This window comes from Natrinema ejinorense, from assembly GCF_002494345.1.
Taxonomy (GTDB): Archaea; Halobacteriota; Halobacteria; order Halobacteriales; family Natrialbaceae; genus Natrinema; species Natrinema longum.
On record NZ_NXNI01000001.1, the window covers coordinates 1,188,018 to 1,205,099 of the forward strand.

15 protein-coding genes and 1 pseudogene are annotated in these 17,082 nt (G+C 66.8%); 7 read left to right on the forward strand and 9 right to left on the reverse strand.

The annotated features are described in order from the left end of the window. Complete coding sequence (locus tag CP557_RS05905) at window positions 1-1,746, forward strand: cytochrome c oxidase subunit I (protein WP_097379062.1); 1,746 nt, start codon at window positions 1-3, stop codon at window positions 1,744-1,746. 37 nt (window positions 1,747-1,783) lie between these two features. After that, on the forward strand, window positions 1,784-2,503 hold the full coding sequence (locus CP557_RS05910; protein WP_097379063.1) for a hypothetical protein: 720 nt from the start codon (window positions 1,784-1,786) through the stop codon (window positions 2,501-2,503). Window positions 2,504-2,609: 106 nt separating this feature from the next. On the opposite strand, the gene CP557_RS05915 is transcribed toward CP557_RS05910, so the two are convergent. The 4 genes from CP557_RS05915 to CP557_RS05925 form a co-directional block, all read right to left on the reverse strand. Beyond that, window positions 2,610-3,296 carry a hypothetical protein gene (locus tag CP557_RS05915; RefSeq protein ID WP_245852916.1) on the reverse strand — a complete coding sequence of 229 codons (687 nt, stop codon included), beginning with the start codon at window positions 3,294-3,296 and terminating at the stop codon, window positions 2,610-2,612. A gap of 170 nt (window positions 3,297-3,466) precedes the next feature. Further along, window positions 3,467-5,971 carry a heavy metal translocating P-type ATPase gene (locus CP557_RS05920; protein ID WP_097379064.1) on the reverse strand — a complete coding sequence of 835 codons (2,505 nt, stop codon included), beginning with the start codon at window positions 5,969-5,971 and terminating at the stop codon, window positions 3,467-3,469. A gap of 88 nt (window positions 5,972-6,059) precedes the next feature. Further along, the gene (locus CP557_RS23260) at window positions 6,060-6,185 is read right to left on the reverse strand and encodes a hypothetical protein (RefSeq protein ID WP_281255552.1); all 126 of its coding nucleotides are present in this window, start codon (window positions 6,183-6,185) and stop codon (window positions 6,060-6,062) included. A 116-nt stretch (window positions 6,186-6,301) separates the two neighbouring features. Further along, window positions 6,302-7,282: a transcription initiation factor IIB gene (locus CP557_RS05925; RefSeq protein WP_097379065.1), complete on the reverse strand. Its 981-nt coding sequence runs from the start codon at window positions 7,280-7,282 to the stop codon at window positions 6,302-6,304. A gap of 195 nt (window positions 7,283-7,477) precedes the next feature. Here CP557_RS05925 and gatC point away from each other — a divergent pair, with 195 nt between their 5' ends. The 4 genes and pseudogenes from gatC to CP557_RS05945 form a co-directional block, all read left to right on the forward strand. Continuing rightward, window positions 7,478-7,756 (forward strand): Asp-tRNA(Asn)/Glu-tRNA(Gln) amidotransferase subunit GatC, encoded by a 279-nt coding sequence (gene gatC, locus CP557_RS05930; RefSeq protein WP_097379066.1) that lies wholly within the window; start codon window positions 7,478-7,480, stop codon window positions 7,754-7,756. Window positions 7,757-7,758: 2 nt separating this feature from the next. Continuing rightward, window positions 7,759-9,027: an Asp-tRNA(Asn)/Glu-tRNA(Gln) amidotransferase subunit GatA gene (gatA, locus tag CP557_RS05935; protein WP_097379067.1), complete on the forward strand. Its 1,269-nt coding sequence runs from the start codon at window positions 7,759-7,761 to the stop codon at window positions 9,025-9,027. Between the two features lie 233 nt (window positions 9,028-9,260). Beyond that, window positions 9,261-9,674 carry a hypothetical protein gene (locus CP557_RS05940; RefSeq protein WP_097379068.1) on the forward strand — a complete coding sequence of 138 codons (414 nt, stop codon included), beginning with the start codon at window positions 9,261-9,263 and terminating at the stop codon, window positions 9,672-9,674. A gap of 104 nt (window positions 9,675-9,778) precedes the next feature. Further along, a pseudogene (locus CP557_RS05945) lies at window positions 9,779-10,174 on the forward strand (formate/nitrite transporter family protein); the annotation flags it as partial. 124 nt (window positions 10,175-10,298) lie between these two features. Here the strand turns inward: CP557_RS05945 and CP557_RS05950 are convergent. Beyond that, window positions 10,299-10,649: a helix-turn-helix transcriptional regulator gene (locus CP557_RS05950; RefSeq protein ID WP_097381545.1), complete on the reverse strand. Its 351-nt coding sequence runs from the start codon at window positions 10,647-10,649 to the stop codon at window positions 10,299-10,301. Window positions 10,650-10,797: 148 nt separating this feature from the next. Then, complete coding sequence (locus CP557_RS05955) at window positions 10,798-11,556, reverse strand: NRDE family protein (protein ID WP_097379069.1); 759 nt, start codon at window positions 11,554-11,556, stop codon at window positions 10,798-10,800. Window positions 11,557-11,792: 236 nt separating this feature from the next. Here CP557_RS05955 and CP557_RS05960 point away from each other — a divergent pair, with 236 nt between their 5' ends. Then, complete coding sequence (locus tag CP557_RS05960; RefSeq protein WP_097379070.1) at window positions 11,793-13,382, forward strand: BCCT family transporter; 1,590 nt, start codon at window positions 11,793-11,795, stop codon at window positions 13,380-13,382. Between the two features lie 97 nt (window positions 13,383-13,479). Here the strand turns inward: CP557_RS05960 and CP557_RS05965 are convergent, their stop codons facing one another. Genes CP557_RS05965 through CP557_RS05975 form a run of 3 tightly spaced genes read right to left on the reverse strand, consistent with a single transcriptional unit; the run spans window position 13,480 to window position 17,062 of the window. Then, on the reverse strand, window positions 13,480-15,039 hold the full coding sequence (locus CP557_RS05965; RefSeq protein WP_097379071.1) for a class I adenylate-forming enzyme family protein: 1,560 nt from the start codon (window positions 15,037-15,039) through the stop codon (window positions 13,480-13,482). Further along, window positions 15,036-16,121: a mandelate racemase/muconate lactonizing enzyme family protein gene (locus CP557_RS05970; protein WP_097379072.1), complete on the reverse strand. Its 1,086-nt coding sequence runs from the start codon at window positions 16,119-16,121 to the stop codon at window positions 15,036-15,038. Before CP557_RS05970 ends, CP557_RS05965 begins: the two co-directional genes overlap by 4 nt. Then, complete coding sequence (locus CP557_RS05975; protein WP_097379073.1) at window positions 16,118-17,062, reverse strand: 1,4-dihydroxy-2-naphthoate polyprenyltransferase; 945 nt, start codon at window positions 17,060-17,062, stop codon at window positions 16,118-16,120. Before CP557_RS05975 ends, CP557_RS05970 begins: the two co-directional genes overlap by 4 nt. Between the last annotated feature and the right edge of the window lie 20 nt (window positions 17,063-17,082).

The following is a 17,082-nucleotide window of genomic DNA, read 5'->3' on the forward strand; positions in this document are numbered from 1 at the left end:
ATGACACACAAACTCGACGTTCTCGGTCTGTTCGACAACGAGTATCGCGACGACGGCTTCCGAACCTGTTCGGTTACGGGGCTCGAGGTCCACCGCACCATCGACAACTACGTCAAACTGTTCGGTCTCACGGCGGTCATCGCCCTGCTGTTCGGCGGTATCTTCGCCTTTACCGTCGCGATGACCCGCTGGGAAGTTGTCGGGCTGCTCGAGCCTGCCGACTTCTACACGCACCTCAGCATGCACGCGTGGAACCTGCTGATCTTCTGGATGGTGTTCATGGAGATCGCCATCCTCTACGTCGGCGGCCCGATGGTGCTCGGCAGACGGCTCCCGATCACGATGGTCGCGAAGGCAGGATGGGCCGTCATGGTCGGGGGTGCCCTGCTGGTCAACTACGCCATCTGGACCACCGAACCACCCAACGAAGCACCGCTGTTGACCGCCTACGTCCCGATGCCCATCTCACCGTTGTTCTACGCAGGTGCGATAATCTTCATCCTGGGCACCGTCGTTGCGGCGTTGCCCTTTTTCGTGACGATGTGGTACGAGAAGCGCGAGAATCCGGGGAAGACGCTCCCGCTCGTCAGCTTCGCCGCGTTCGTCACGTCGATCATCGCCGTCGAGGCGCTGGTCGGCGGCCTGTTCGCGTTCGTTCCCACCCTGTTCTGGCGACTCGAGATGATCGAGTGGTGGGACGCGGCCTGGTACCGCCAGATGTACTGGATCATCGGCCACGGGACCCAGCAGATCAACCTCGTGGCGATGATCGCGGTCTGGTACTTCCTGACCCACGTCGTCGCCGGCGCGGAGGTCGTCAGCGAAAAGGTCTCACGGACCGCGTTTATCCTCTACCTGTTCTTCATCAACCTCGGGGCGGCACACCACCTGCTGTCCGACCCCGCGGTGTCGACCGGCTGGCGGCTCTGGAACACGTCCTACGCGTTCTACGGGGCGACGTTCGCGAGTCTGATCCACGCGTTCGCCATCCCGGCGGGGATCGAGGCCGGACGACGCAAGCGGGGGAAAGGCGGCGGCCTGTTCGGCTGGCTGACGTCCGCTCCCTGGTCGAACCCGGTGTTCTCCTCGACGATCTTCTCGATCATCCTGTTTGGCTTCCTCGGGGGGATCACGGGCGTCATGATGGGCCAACTCCAGCTCAACATGACCTGGCACAACACGTTCGCGACGGTCGGTCACTTCCACGCCACGGTCGTCCTCGGGACGACGGTCGCGTTCATGGGGCTGATCTTCTTCGTGATCCGGACGATGTTCATGCGCCAGTACATCTCCGAACGGCTCGCATCGATTCAGCCGTTCTTCTACTCGGCTGCGATGGGTGTGGCCGTCCTGATGATGATGTACGTCGGCATCCTCTATGGGGTTCCGCGCCGAACTGCGGAAGTCGTCGAGAACATTCCCGGGACGGAATTCAGCCTCTCGGCCGCATCGCCGCTGTTCGCGGTCTTCGGGATCTTCGCCCTGCTCGCCATCGCGGGCGGCGTCCTGTTCGTCGTCGTGGCGGTCGGGTCGCTGGTCTTCGGCGACCGCGTCGAGAACGGCGAGGAGAACGCGGATCTCGTCGCCGACGGCGGCCTCGGGATGGCACAGGATCCGGACGACCCGGTCCACGCCTATGAAATGCGGGGCACGTTCGTCCTCTGTCTGGTCTTCCTCGCGGCGTTCGTGATCACGTACCTGCTGAACTGGTATCTACTGACCCAACTCTGGTCGATCGGCGCCTGATCGGCCGCCCGAACCGTTTCGATCGATTTCACCCATCATGACACATTCCGAATCCGACGCGACCGCATCGCCACTTCAGTTCCTCAGGGGGGTCATCGGCCAGGCCTGGCGGGACCTCTTGAGCGTCTACTACGCGAACACGCCGATCTGGCGGCTGTTCAAGAGCGTCGGTTTGCTCTTTTTCGGCTTCTTTTGCTGGTCGGCCTCGAGTCTCGTCCTCTCCTATGGCATCGAGTGGACGATCCTCCAGTACGTGAGGGCCTACGGGTTCGTACTCATCCTCTGGGGGCCGCTTACCCACGCCGTGATCGTCCCGCTCGTGATTCGCCTCCGACGGACGGCCGAGCGACCGATCGTCCGAACGATCGCCCGGAACGGGTCGAAGATCAACCTCTCGATCTTCCTGACCATCGTCCTGATCCTGGGAACGGCACCCATCTCGCCGATGTTGCTCGACTTTCAGGCGGCCCTCGAGACCGACTCGGGGGCGGACATCGACCCCGATCTCTCGTGTACACGGTCGGATGGCACCGTCTCCTGTTCGCTCTCCGATCCCTCCGGAATCGACAGCGTCGTGGTGACCAGCGGCAACCGCGAGATCGAACGCGTCGAGGAGCCCCCCTTCGAGTTCACGTTCCGTGAGAACGACCTCGAGGAGGTAGTCGGGCAGAAGGAATTCGTCGTCGAACTCCGCGACGAGGACGGCGAGACGCTCCGCCGATACCGGCGGTCCGTCTCGTCAGTCCCCGAGGCGTGACGCCACGGCTGACCGTCAAAGGGGACTCTCCGTGCCCGTTCGCTTGCGACGGTGTACCGACGAAGGGGTGTCGAGCGCAGGTCCGCGGCTGTCAGGAGGCAGGGGCTCATTCGAAGGTCGCAACGAGGTCGCCGTCCGCGAGCGGATCGGGTGCTCGAGATCGCCACTCGTCGGACTCGAGCGTGGCTGCCTCGTCGAACTCGACCCTGGCCGCGCCGGTCTCGTCGACCGCGTACACGACGCCGCTGGGTGCAACGTCGGCGACCGAAACGCTGCCGTCCTCGTGGAGCATCGATCCGATTGCGTCCGTTCGGAGGAGGAAGACGACCGTCGGGTCTTCGCCCCACGTCTCGCTCTCCCGCACGTCGTAGTGGATGTCGAGGACGTGGGGTGGCCCCTGCCTGCCACAGAGCAGGTCGTGTGTCACGTAGCCGTGCTCGAACTCGTCGACGAAGTCGACGATCCCGTCGGTCGTATACGCCGACGGTGCGTCGGGGTACGGAACCGTCGCCGCGGTCTCGTATTCGCGGGTCTCACCGCCCTCGTCCTCGACTTCGATGCGCTTCGAGTCCCGCGTACACTCCGGTCGACTCGGCTCGCCGTCGAACTGACTTCGAACCGATCCGGTCGGTGTCTTTCCGTCGGACTGGGTCGGTTCGTCGTCGTCGGTTCGCTCGTCGCTGGACTGGGTCGGTTCGTCGTCGCTTCGCTCGTTGTCGCTGCCGGCATCGAGACAGCCGGCGAGCGCTCCCGATACCGCTCCGAGCGCCGTCAGCATCGAGCGCCGTTTCATCGACTGAGACGTTGTGGCGCGGATCGTATAACAGTGGCTCGAGGTAAAACGGGAATTTTAGCTACTCGCGAGAGCCGTCCGAGTGGCTCTCGGAGTCGGCCATCGTCTCGTGCGCGATCGGGCCGCGTTCGATCGAGCGGAGGTCACGCCGTGACGGTTCCCCGACGACGTCATCGGTCGTCCTCGAGTACCGACCGTGAGGAGTTGACGACGACGATGGCGCTACTCGTTGCCATCGCAACGGCCGCGAAAAGCGGGTTGATCAGTCCCATCGCGGCCAGCGGAATCGCGACGGCGTTGTACAGCAGCGCCCAGCAGACGTTCTCGCGGATCCGCCGCCGGGTCGCACTCGCGAGGGCGAACACCGACCGAACGTCCCGGAGGTCACTCGAGGTGACGACCGCGTCGGCGGCGTCGGTCGCACGGGCCGTCCCGTTGCCGAGCGCGATTCCGACGTCCGCCGCTGCCAGCGCCGGGGCGTCGTTCGTCCCGTCGCCGACCATCGCCGTCACTCCCTCGCGGGAGAGTCGTCGGACCGTCTCGACCTTCCCGTCGGGTGGGACGCCCGCGAAGACCCGGTCGACCGCGGGGTGGTCGCGAACGGTCGCCGTCGCGGCCTCGTCGTCGCCCGTCAGCACGACCACCGTTCGGTCGGTAAACGACTCGAGAACCGGCTGCCAGGCCGCTCGCGTTCGATCGCCGACGACGGCGACCGCTCTCGCTCGCCCGCCGTAGCCGATGACCGTCGGGAGCCGTCCCGTCTCTCGTGCGTCGTCGATCGCCGCCTCGAGTTCGGCCGGTATCGGACCGACCAGCCGCTCGACCAGCGCCGGCGTTCCGACGACGACCCGGCCGTCGTCTTCGGGTGCGGCACCGGGATCGGAGCCGGCACTTGGCAGCGTCGTTCCATCGACCGTCGCACTGACGCCCTCGCCGGGATGGCGCTCGAAGTCGGTGACCGCGAGTGCTCGCTCGTCGGGGGAATCGTCGCCGGCAGCGACGGAGCCGAGGGTGCCGCCGTCGGGAGCGACGCCTGGGCCGCCCGTCCCGTCGGCTGTCCGCCCCGCCCGCTGGGCGTCCCCGGCGGCCACGATGGCGTCGGCGACGGGGTGTTCCGACCGTCGCTCGACGGCTGCGGCGGGACCGATCGCATCCGTCTCCCCGTGGATCTCGAGCACCGTCATCTCGCCGGTCGTCAGCGTGCCGGTCTTGTCGAAGACGACGGTCTCGACGGCCGGAGCCGACTCGAACAGGGTCGCGTTCGCGACGACGATCCCGCGCTCCAAGGCGTCACGGAGCCCGGAGGCGACCGCCAGCGGGGTCGCAAGCCCCATCGCGCAGGGACAGGAGACGACGAGTACCGTCAGCCCCGTGAGCACCGCTTCCCCGACCGCGGTTCCCGTCGCGAGCCGCCAGGCCGTCACGCCGATCGCGAGGGTCAACACGAAGGGGACGAAGACCGTCGCGAGCCTGTCTGCCAGCCGCTGGACCCCCGGCGTCGAACTCTGGATCTCCCACATGAGCGTCGCGATGCGATCGAGCGTGCTCTCGGCGTCCTCGCCGACCTCGAGGACGAGCGCGCTGTCGGTCACGATCGTGCCGCCGACGACCCGCTCCCCCGGTCGCTTCGTGACCGGGAGCGACTCGCCGGTGAGGAGGGATTCGTCGACGGCCGCCGTCCCCTCGAGGACCGTCCCGTCGACGGGAATCCGCTCGCCGGGTTTGACGAGGAGTTCGTCGCCCGCTGCGAGCCGATCGACGGGGACCGTCTCGGTACCGTCGGCGGTTCGACGGGTCGCGTCGCGGACCCGCGTGGCCGTCACGTCCGCGAGCAGGTCGGTCGCTCGACGCTTGATCCGTCGCTCGTAGTAGCTCCCGAGCGTGACGACCATGATCACGGCGATGGTCACGTCGTAGTAGAGGTGCGTGCTCCCCATGATCAGCGCGACCGTGCTGTACGCGTACGCCGAGACGGCCGCGATCGCGATCAGCAGATCCATGTTCGGCTGCCGGACCCGCAGGCTGACGTACGCGCCGCGCAAGACGGGATGCCCGGTGTAGAACAACACGCCGCCGGTCAACAGCCCGATCATCGTGAGCGGGAGGTAGATCCCCACGGGCGAGGTCGCGTCGACCGAGAGGATGCCCGTCTCGATCCCCACGTAGCTCGGATAGAGGTAGAACAGGTACCACGGCATGACGAGCATCGCCAGGAACCCGCCGACGAGCAGCCGCTGGACGAGTTCCACGTCGGCTCGAACGTCCCCCTCGTCGTCACGAAATCGCGCCTCGTAGCCGTAGCCCGAAAGCGTCTCTGGGAGGTCGCCCTCGTCCAGCAGTTCGGGATCGTAGACGACGCGGGCGGTGTCGGTCGCGTAGCTCGCCTCGACCGCCAGAATCCCCCGTTCGCGCTCGCCAAGCAGGGAGACGAACCCCTCGCAGGTCGAACAGTGCATGCCGTCGATCGCGAGGAACGTCTCCGTGGCATCGTCGGGAATCGTCCGCTCGACGGTGCCCTCCGCCCGGTCGACGACGCGGTCCCGATCGACGTCCTCGACAGTCTCCAGCGTCCCGCTCACCTCGAGACAGCCCTGACAGCAGAACTGCCCCTCGACGTCTCCCGCCGTCACCGGTGGCTCCGGCGTCGGGAGGCCACACAGCGAGCACGAACTCATCTCGTGGTCGATACTCGCGGACGCCGGGTAGCCATGGTGCCGAATACGTTCGTCCGCTCGCTCACCGCACCGCCCTCGGTCGCCGCACTCAGGTCCAGACTCGAAGGCAATCGGTCGAACAGAAGTGCAGTTCGACGCGATCCGTTCGATCCGGTTCGACGTGGGTCGTCAACGTGTATGCGACCTCGTCGGCATCGCAGTTATCGCAGTGCATACTGGCCCGCTCGACGTGGGTACCCTTCAGTATGAATCGATTACGACCGTCGTGGGACGGTGCTCACGGCCGTCGCGAGGCCGTAATTTCGTATTAACGGTGTCTTCGAGCCGGTTTCAGGCCGCTGCTCCCTCCTCGTCGGCCTCGAGCAACTCGTGGTAGCGGTTGCGGATCGTCACTTCGGAGATGTTGGCGACGTCGCTGACGTCGTTTTGCGTGACCTGCTCGTCGGTCAGGAGCGCGGCGGCGTACACCGCGGCGGCGGCGAGGCCGACCGGCGACTTGCCGCTGTGGATCCCCGTCTCTTTGGCCGTCGCCAGTAGCCCGCGAGCGCGGTGTTCGGTCTCGTCGGCGAGGTCGAGATCGCTGGCGAACCGGGGGACGTAGCTCTCGGGATCGGCCGGCTGGATCTCGAGGCCGAGTTCGCGGACGACGTAGCGATAGGTGCGGGCGATCTCGTCTTTCTCGACGCGTGAAACGGCCGCGATTTCGTCCAGGCTCCGGGGTGTACCGGCCTGACGGGCGGCGGCGTACAGCGAGGCCGTCGCGACGCCTTCGATCGAACGGCCCGGCAGCAGGTCGTCCTCGAGCGCGCGGCGGTAGATGACGCTTGCAGTTTCCCGAACGGTGTCGGGGAGTCCGAGTGCGGAGGCCATCCGATCGATCTCGCCGAGCGCCTGCTTGAGGTTCCGTTCCCTGGCGTTGCGGGTCCGGAACCGTTCGTTCCAGGTTCGCAGGCGCTGCATCTTCTCGCGCTGGCGGGAACTCAGGGACTTTCCGTAGGCATCTTTGTCCTGCCAGCCGATGTTCGTCGAGAGCCCCTGATCGTGCATCATGTTGGTCGTCGGCGCGCCGACGCGGGATTTCTCGTCCTTTTCAGCGGCGTCGAACGCTCGCCACTCGGGGCCCCGATCGATCTCGTCCGCGTCGACCACCAGGCCACAGTCCGTACAGACCGTCTCGGCGTGTTCGTCGTCGGCGACCAGTCGACCGCCACACTCCGGGCACCGCTCTCGCTGGCGGGTGGATTCGGCGGCCGCGTCGCTCTCGGCTCGGTCTCGCTCGTCAGTCCGCGTTCGAATGGGTGAGTCAGTCATTATCGCCGTCTCGGGAACCGATCGCTGGAAAACGTTCTCTGGACTATCTTAACGGATCGCTGTCACTTAAACGCTTGGGTCGACGACAGCGGGGGGACGACCGACCCCTCGCGAACGAACCCAGAGACGCCAGCGACCGCCGACCGTGGCGGCGGTATCGAAACCCTTACTCTCCGGAGGCCGGTGCGAACACGTATGAGCGACGACGCCGTCAGTCCCGAGGAAGTCCGCCACGTTGCGGAGCTGGCTCGTGTCGACCTCGACGACGACGAGGTCGACCGGTTTACCGGGCAATTCGCGGACATCCTCGAGTACTTCGAGACCTTAGACGAGGTGCCGGAAGTCGACCGTGACGCCGATCTCGCGAACGTGATGCGACCGGACGAGGAACGCACTTCCCTCGAGAGCGAGGCCGCACTCGGAAACGCGCCGGAAACCGAGGACGGCTACTTCAAAGGCCCCAACGTCTCGTGATCATGTCGGACGATATCTTCATCACCGAGGAGCGGATCGAGGGGGACGACGACGGACCACTCGCCGGCAGGACCGTCGCGGTCAAGGACAACATCTCGACCGAAGGCGTCCGAACGACCTGTGGCTCGCGGATGCTCGAGGACTACGTCCCACCCTACGACGCGACGGTCGTCTCCCGACTCAGGGAGGCCGGCGCGACGATCGTCGGGAAGGCGAACATGGACGAATTCGGGATGGGTACGACCACCGAAACCTCCTACTTCGGCGAGACGGACAACCCCGTCGCACCGGGACACGTCCCCGGCGGCTCCTCCGGTGGCTCCGCGGCCGCCGTCGCCGCCGGCGAGGCCGACCTCGCGCTCGGTTCCGACACCGGTGGCTCCGTCCGCTGTCCCGCCGCCTTCTGTGGCGTCGTCGGGATCAAACCCACCTACGGGTTGGTCTCGCGGTACGGCCTCGTCGCCTACGGCAACAGTTTAGAGCAGATCGGCCCCTTCGGCGAGACGGTCGAGGACGCCGCCGAACTGCTCGACGTGATCGCCGGCAGCGACGACCGCGACGCGACCACCCGCAGCGAGGGCGACGACGCGAACTACGCCGAGGCTGCCACCGGCGACGTCGACGGGCTCTCGATCGGCGTTCCGACCGAGTTGCTCGAGGGAGCCGACGAGGGCGTCGTCGAGACGTTCTGGGAGGCGCTGGGCGAACTCGAGGATCGCGGTGCCGAGTACCACGAGGTCTCGCTCCCGTCGGTCGAACACGCCGTCGAGGCCTACTACGTGATCGCGATGTCGGAGGCTTCCTCGAATCTCGCGCGGTTCGACGGGGTTCGCTACGGCCGCTCGGGCGGATACGACGGGAACTGGAACGAGACCTTCGCCCGCGCCCGCGAGGAGGGCTTCGGCGACGAGGTCAAGCGTCGGATCCTGCTCGGAACGTACGCGCTCTCGGCGGGCTACCACGACAAGTACTACAAGAAGGCACAGGACGCTCGCGCGTGGGTCAAACAGGACTTCGACGAGGCGCTCTCGGAGGCCGACGTGCTCGCGAGCCCCACGATGCCGGTCCCGCCGTTCGAACTCGGCGAGAGTCTGGACGATCCGCTCCAGTTGTACCTCGCCGACGCGAACACGGTGCCGGTCAACCTCGCGGACCTGCCCGCGATTTCGGTCCCGGCGGGCGAAACCGACGGGCTCCCCGTCGGCCTCCAACTCGTCGGCCCCGCCTTCGGCGAAGAACGTCTGATCCGGGCCGCGAGCGCGCTCGCCTGATACGGTTATGCTGTCCCGATGTCCCGGCGGGACCGCAGGGCGGTCCCGGTCCCACCGGCACTGACGGACAGGAGGCCGTATGAGTTCTCCCGGACATCACCGCGATGAAACTGACGGGAGCATGGGGTTCGTGATAGCGTGGCAGTGGTGCCGATACGATCGTCTGAACAACACACTTTTGTACTATTTTGGAGAGTGTAGATATACCGACGGAATCACTCGAAGAAAGGACCATGAAAATCGCACAGAACCAGACCGTCGAGTTCGCCGAGTTCTCGAGGGCGTGTGACCTCGTGGAGGCGTATTTCGGCGACACCATCGACGACGTCGCGTTGCACGCGCCCGTATCACGTCGCCAACTCATCGCCGTCCTCGCTCGCGCACAGCTCTCGGGCCGTCAGTTCACGATCGATGGACTGACCCAGCAAGGCGAGATCGTCTACCAGTCCAACACCGAGACCCTCCTCTGGCTCGACGGCGGGTTCTGGACGGATATGCGGGGTCGACACCACTTGACGCCAGACGAAGGCCGGGCGGCACGCGAAGTCCACCGACGAATCATCGACGCCCTCGTCGGCGACGTGTCCTACTACAACCGCGAACGCGACCCGTTCGTCCTCATCGAGCGCTTCGATCCCTACGAGTGAACGATACCGGGCCGCCGGAGCCGAGTTCCGGCCCGATTCTCGGTGCATCGGCGTCCGGCGTATTCATGTCTCGGCCTCATTCATCAACGAACCGTAACTAGTCCGTGTCCACCGCTCCGGATCCCGCCGAGATATTCGACCGCGCCGTCGACGAGGGGCAACGGCGACTCGAGCAGCGACTGCTCGAACTCGCCGCGACCAGCCTCATCGCGGGGTTTACGATCGTCTTCGGTATCGTCGCGCTCGGCGTCGTCGACGGGCTCGTCGAACCGCAGTTTGGCAAGGCCGCACACGTGGCGGGCGCGCTCACCTTTGGCGTCGGCATGGTGTTTCTGGTCGTCGGCCGCACGGAACTGTTCAACGAGAACTTCTTCGATCCGGTCGCGGCGGCCGCTCGAGACGGCACGTGGCTGCTGGTCTCGATCGGTCGCCTGTGGGCGGTCACGCTCGTCTTCAATCTCCTCGGTGGGTTCCGCTTCGCGGTCGTCTTGGCCATCGAGGTCTTTTTTGGGTACCTCTTCGACGCGACGACTGATCCGGCGCGATGCCCCGCGCTCAAGCGGCTGTCGACCGAGAGACGGCAACCGATGAAAGGGAGGTGGTCCGTCGACCGCGGTCGACGAGCTACTCCTCGTAGGCGAGGTTCATAATCCACTGGGAGAAGGCGTCGCTGTTGGGATCGACTTCCTCCTCGCCGATGAACGGCGAGAGCATGTCGCCGGCCATCAGAAGGGTGAAATCGAGGTCACGAGCGGTCGGCGAGATGTAGTAGGTGTTGTGGCCGTTGTAGACGGTTTCCTCGCGATCGACCAGCTCTTTTTCGACGAGCGACTCGACGATTCGGCTGCCCTTTCGCGATGAAACGTCCAGTTCCTTCCAGAAATCGCTCTGATGAATGCCGCCGGTTTCCCGAACGAGTTCGAGGCCGGCCCGTTCGTCCTCGGAGAGTTCGGCTTCGGTCGCCGAAACGCTCACGGTGACCACCTCGCCGTGCGCGTCGCTACAGGCAGGAGTGCGTCCATATCCATACGAGAGGGAGCGAGCCGCTTAAATGTGCCCTTCGCCGTCGACTGCGGACGCGGTCGGTCCACCGCGGCCCGCGAGAACGGTCACCGCGGAGTCGTCACCCCCCAGGCTCTCCCTCGGTCTCGAGGCTAGTGGCTTCGTAGGTCGTCCGACACGGTGGCCCCGAGGCGAAGGCGTATCGTGACGTTTCGGGGCCAAGCGCGATCAGTGACGACGATCGGGTTCCGAACCCGTTTCGGTGAATGCAGACGCCGTATTCGTGATCACCGAGTACTTCGCCCGCGCGTTCGAGCCAGTCGCCGGCAGTTTCGTCGGATTCGACCGCGAGCGCCTCCCGAACGGCTCGAGCGTTCGCCGCCTGTTCTCGCCCCATCTCGGGTCGAACCGAGGGGACGTCGACGTCGTCGTCGACGGCGACGTTGACGACGACGTGGACGCCGGGGTCGAACTCGGTCAGAGAAAGGCTCCCATCCCACTGGTAGCAGAACGCGTCCGCCGCGTCGGCGACGACGAGGTAAAAGCCACTGTACTCGTCGTCTTCGATCGCAGTTTCGACGACGGCTTTCGCGTCCGCGGCGGATCGTGCCTCGAGGACGTCGGCGACGAGCAGCCCGCGCGAGCGGTCGCCGGCGAGGTCCGCGTTGTTCCATTTGTTCGTGATCCCGACGAAAACGCCGAACTCGTTGTAGCCGATCCAGGTTCCGCCGGCCTCGGCGTCACGCGGCGCGACGATCAGCGGGTCTTCGCGGTAGACGTCCGGCGGTTCCGAGGGCCGGCCGACCGCCTCGTCGCGGTTCGCGGCGACGGCGACCGGTGCCTCCTCGAAGACCTGCCAAGCGAGCGTGAGCGTACACACGGCTCCGGGTAGGGCCGCAAGCGGCTTAACTCCGGCTTCGGCGGCAATCCCGTTGCCTCCGTCCGGCGGTCCCGCAGTGTGATACCGACCCTGTATCGGCGTTCGATACAAAGGGTACTTCAACGATTAGCGGCGGGATCCGAGACACATCTGATGCTAGCTCACACAACCGTGAGTAGCGACGACGTGCAGTCGACTGCCCACGACGGGCACGAAACACCCAGCGGGGTCGGACGATGAACGTCGGACGGCTCCTCGGCCTCGAGGACGCGTCGCGGGGGGAGCGGGCCCTGTTCTTCGTGACGATGGGCGTGATGCTCTCGCTCGGGACGGTCGGGTTCTTCCGGCCGACGGCGTTGAGTAACGCGCTCACCGGCGCGAAAGACTGGATCCTCGTTTACTTCGGCTGGTGGTTCATCCTCCTCGGGTTCGTCCTGCTGGTCGCCGCGACCGCGTTCACGGCCTCGCGATACGGCCGGATCCGGATCGGCGGCCCCGACGCCGAGCCCGAGTTCGATCGCTTCTCGTGGCTGTCGATGGTCTTTACCGTCGGGTTCGGCGCGTCGGTCCTCATCTGGGGCGTGGCGGAACCGGTCTCGATCGTTCAGCAGCCACCGCCGGATCCCGCACCGGTACAGAACGCGTCCACCGAGTCGATGGCGCTCGCGTTCATGTTCATCCACGAGGTGTTCCCGGGGCTGGCGATGTGGTATCTGCCCGTCGCGATCGCCTTCGGGATCGCGGTCTACACGGACGGGATCGGCGACTACAAGATCAGTTCGATGCTGGCCGGCGTCGTCGACGCCGACCGGATCCCCGGTCTCTACTGGCTGGTCGATCTGGCGGCGCTGATCGCCACGATCGGCGGCATCGCGACGACGCTCGGGTTCAGCGCACAGACGATGTCCGCGATCCTCGGCGGCGTCTTCGGCCTCGAGGCGCGGATCCTGACCTACGCGGTGTTCGCGCTGATCGGCGTCGTCTTCCTCGGCGACGTCTGGCTCGGCCTCCGTCAGGGCATCCGCAACGCTGCCCGCGCGACGGTGGTCCTCATCGGCGTCGCGATGGCCCTGCTCATCGTGGTCGGGCCGACGCTGTACATGCTCGAGTTGCACCTCGACGCGACCGGCGTCTGGCTCAGCAACCTGTTCCGCCTGTCGCTGTACACCGCGCCGGGGGCCGAGGGCAACTGGGCGGCCAACTGGACCGGCTTCTGGTGGGCCTGGTGGGCCGCCTGGAGCATCTTCGTCGGGAGCTTCGTCGCCCGCGTCTCGAAGGGTCGCACGATCAGGGAACTGTTCACCGTCCTCGTGCTGGTTCCGACGCTGTTCACTTGGATCCAGCACGGCCTCATCGGCGGCTGGGCGCTCGCGCCGGGGTATCAGGCCCCGATCGCCGAGGCCATGGCCGCGGCGGGCAAGCCCGCAGCCGTCGCGAAAGCCCTCGAGATCACGCCGTACGGTACCGTCCTCGCGGTGCTTTTCATCTTCATCATCGCTGGCTACATCGTCACGTCGCTCGACTCGGCGGTGTTCATGATCTCGGCGATTACGCTGGGCGACGAGAACCCGAACCCGCGAAACCGTGCGTGGTGGGGCGCGCTACTGGCGCTCTTTGGAATGATGTCGCTCGAACTCGAGGAGTTCAGCGCCATCGAGTCGCTGTCGGTGACGATGGCGCTGCCCTTCTCGCTGTTCCTGTTGCTCGTCCTGTACGGCAGCTACGTCGTCGCCAGGGACTACGTCCGTGAGAACGAGACGTCGATAGCCGACCCGCGGGCCCGCCATCGGCAGTCGGCGTCGAAGAGCGTCTCCGACGACGACTGAGACGGTCCATTGTAACGATTGACCGGTGCAACCGCAGGTCGTCGCGGTTGCACCGAAAACGACTTACAACAGCCCGTATGACCGCCGAGCCGGTTTCTTAGCCGCTGATGTCCGTTCCGTCAGCGCGCAGGCGCTCGCGGACCGCCTCGCGGTCGACGGTGCCCGAGGCGGTCCGTGGGAGCGCGTCGCAAAAGCCGATCGTCTTCGGCCGCTTGAAGCCCGCGAGGCGCTCGTCGCAGTGGGCGAGCAGGGACGCCGGCTCGAGCGAACCCGCCGCCCCCGCCTCGGGAACGACGAGCGCCGCGACGCGTTCGCCCCACTCCGGATCGGAGAGGCCGACGACCGCGGCGTCGTCGACGGCCGGATGGACCCGCAGCGCCGCGACGACCTCGCCGGGATCGACGTTCTCCCCGCCGGTGACGATGCGGTCGCTGCGGCGGTTGAGAACCCACAACCGGCCGCCCTCGTCGCGGTAGCCGACGTCGCCGGTGTGGAGGCCGTGGTCGCCGAAGGCTGCGTCGGTCCGATCGCCGTCGAGATAGCCCGGCGTCACCGTCGGCCCCGAGACGACGAGTTCGCCCTGTTCGCCCGGCCCGAGAACCGTTCCCTCCTCGTCGACGACGGTCACGTCGGTCCCGGAGAGCGGCCGGCCGACGGTCCCCTCGTGGGTCGCGGTTTCGGCCGGCGTCGCCGTCGCGATCTGGGAGGCGGTCTCGGTCATGCCGTAGGTCGGGTGGGCCGGCACGCCCCGCTCCCGACAGCGTTCGAGCAGTTCTCTCGAGGCCGGGGCACCGCCCAACAGGGCGAATCGCAGCGATTCCGGGGGTTCCCAGCCGGCCTCGAGCAGGCGCTTGCACATCGTCGGCACGAGCGAGACGCCGGTGATATCGTACTCGTCGATGACGCGAGCGGTTTCGCGGGGATCGAACGCGCGCTGGATCACGGCGGTCGTCCCATAGAGCGTCGATCGGACGATCGGGGCCAGGCCGCCCATGTGATACATCGGCAGACAGCAGAGCCACCGGTCGTCCGGCAGGACGCCCAGTCGAAACGCCGAGGCGGTCGCGCTGGCGACGAGGTTGCCGACCGTCAGGCGGACGGCTTTCGGCTCGCCCGAGGTTCCGGACGTGAACATGAGCAGGTGGGTACGATCGCGCTCGAGCGTCGTCGCGATCGAACCATCGCCGGCGACCGACCGGTCTGGCTGGCCCGCTCCGCCGCCCGGCCGAACGGGGCGAACGGCATCGTGGTCGGGCTCGTCGACGGAGACGACCGGACAGTCCGCGATCTCGAGCGCGAGCCCTTCCGTCTCGGACTCGCAGACGACCGCATCGAGGGCGAGTCGGCCCGCCTTCGCCTCGAGTTCGGCGGCCGTTTCGCGGACGTTCAGCGGCACGACGGTGACGCCGCGACGCATCGCCGCGAAGTACACCTCGGCGAACGCGACGCGGGTCCCCATGAGGATCCCGAGACGATCGTCCGGACCGGAGACGACGGGTTCGAGCCGCTCCGTGACCGACTCGACCCGGAGATCGAACTCCTCGTATGTCCGCTCCTCGTCCTCGTCGGCGTCGACGAGTGCCGTCGCGTCCGGGGTCGCCGAGACGCGATGCGACAGCAGGTCACGCGTCGGCCAGTCGATCGGCTCGCCCCTCATCGGCCACCCCACACGTCCGAGACCCCGAGCCCCTTCGCCTGCGGGACGACCGCCGACCCTTTTTCGAGCAACACGGGATCCCGTCCCAGGTCAGTCGCGAGCAGATCGCCGGTCGCGAGCCCGCAGGCCGGGACGTTGGAGATCGTCGCCGCGAGGTGGACCGCACCCGTCCGCGCGACGACCCCGTCGATCGTCGTCGTCACCAGCGGCGTGATATCGAGTTCGCTCACCCAGGCCGCGACCTTGCGGGCGACGTCGACCCCGCCAAGCGCCATCGGTTTCAGAACCACGATGTCCGCCGCGTCGGCATCACAGATCGCGTCGACGCCGTGCTCGAGGAGTCCCTCGTCGAGCGCGATCGAGACCTCACCGCTCCGGACTCGGAGGTCGGCGTGTCCCTGCAACGCCCCCGCGGGAAGGGGTTGCTCGAGGGTCGAAACGTCAAGCTCCGCGAAGGACTCGAGTGCGGACGCGGCCTCCTCGTAGGTCCAGGCCTCGTTGGCGTCGGCTCGCAGTTCGACGGTCGAACCGACGGCGTCGCGGACGCGACGAACGCGCTCGACGTCTTCTTCGACGCTTCGAACGCCGACCTTCAGCTTGCAGCACTCGAACCCGCGGTCGACGGCGCGGCGCGCTTCCGCGGCGGTTTCGGCCGGCGACCCGTCGCCGATCGTCGCGTTGACTGGGACCCGACCGACCATCTCACCCTGGCCGAGATACCGATACAGCGGCATCGACTGTCGGGTCGCCTGGAGATCCGCCAGCGCCAGCGCTAGCGCGTGTCGCGCCGCGACCTGCCGATCGACCGCCGCGAGCGCCTCGCTCGGGCCGCCGGTCCGAATCGCGTCACGGGCGCGCTCGAGGGCCCGTTCGCAATCCTCTCGGGACTCCGTCCAGCCGGGTAGCGGCGTCGCCTCGCCGTAGCCGACGGCCGGTTCGTCGCCGGGGTCGCCCCCGTCCGCGACTACCCGAACGAGAAACCCGTCCCGGGACTCGATCGTCCCGTCGCCCGTCTCCAGGGGCTCGGCGAGCGAGAGGGAAAACGGCCGGTATTCGAGAGCGAGGGCGTCCGCCGAACTCATACGACCACCAGTCCGCCGGCGAAACAGACCGCGTACATCGCGAGCAGTTTGCCGGTTCGCTCGAGTGCGGGGTTGAGGGCCTCGCCGGCCGTTCGCGTACAGACCGTCCGGGCGATCATCGCCGCGTACGGCAGGGTCACGAGCGGGAGCAACACGCCGGGGCCGAACCCCGCCGCGAGCCAGAACCAGAGCGGAACGACGTAGGCGAGCGCGAGCATGGCGACGTACTCGAGGCGACTCCACCGGTAGCCGAGCCGAACTGCGAGCGTTCGCTTGCCGGTCTCGGCGTCGGTCTCCCTGTCGCGGATGTTGTTCACGACGAGGATCGCCGTCGAGAGCCCGGCGATGGGCAGGCTCGCCGCGACGGCTTCCCGGGTGACCGTTCCGTCGGGAATCGTCGTCGTCAGCGGTTCGGCCAGGACGGCGACGGCTTGCACGTAGTAGGTCCCCGTCACTGCGACGAGCCCGAAGAAGACGAACACGAAGAGGTCGCCCAGCCCGTGGTAGCCAAGCGGGTAGGGGCCGCCGGTGTAGGCCCACCCACAGAAGACGCTCACGAGCCCGATCACGAGGATCGGGAGCCCGCCGACGTAAACGAGATAGGTGCCGGTGAGGATCGCCAGGCCGAAGGTCACGACCGTCGCGAGCTTGACCTGCTCGGGCGAGATGAGCCCCGACTGGGTGACGCGGGTAAAGCCCTCGCGGTCCTCGGTGTCGGCACCCTTGATCGCGTCGTAGTAGTCGTTCGCGAAGTTCGTTCCGATCTGGATCAGTGCTGCCCCGACGAACGCCAGTATCGCCGGTAGCGGCGCGAACACGCCCTCGTGGACTGCGAGTCCCACCCCCACGATGATCGGTGCCGCAGCCGCGGGCAAGGTCTGGGGGCGGGCCGCCATCAGCCACGCCTTCGTCCGTGAGATGTCGACCTCAGCCGAACTCATTGGTCGAGTATCCCACTCGA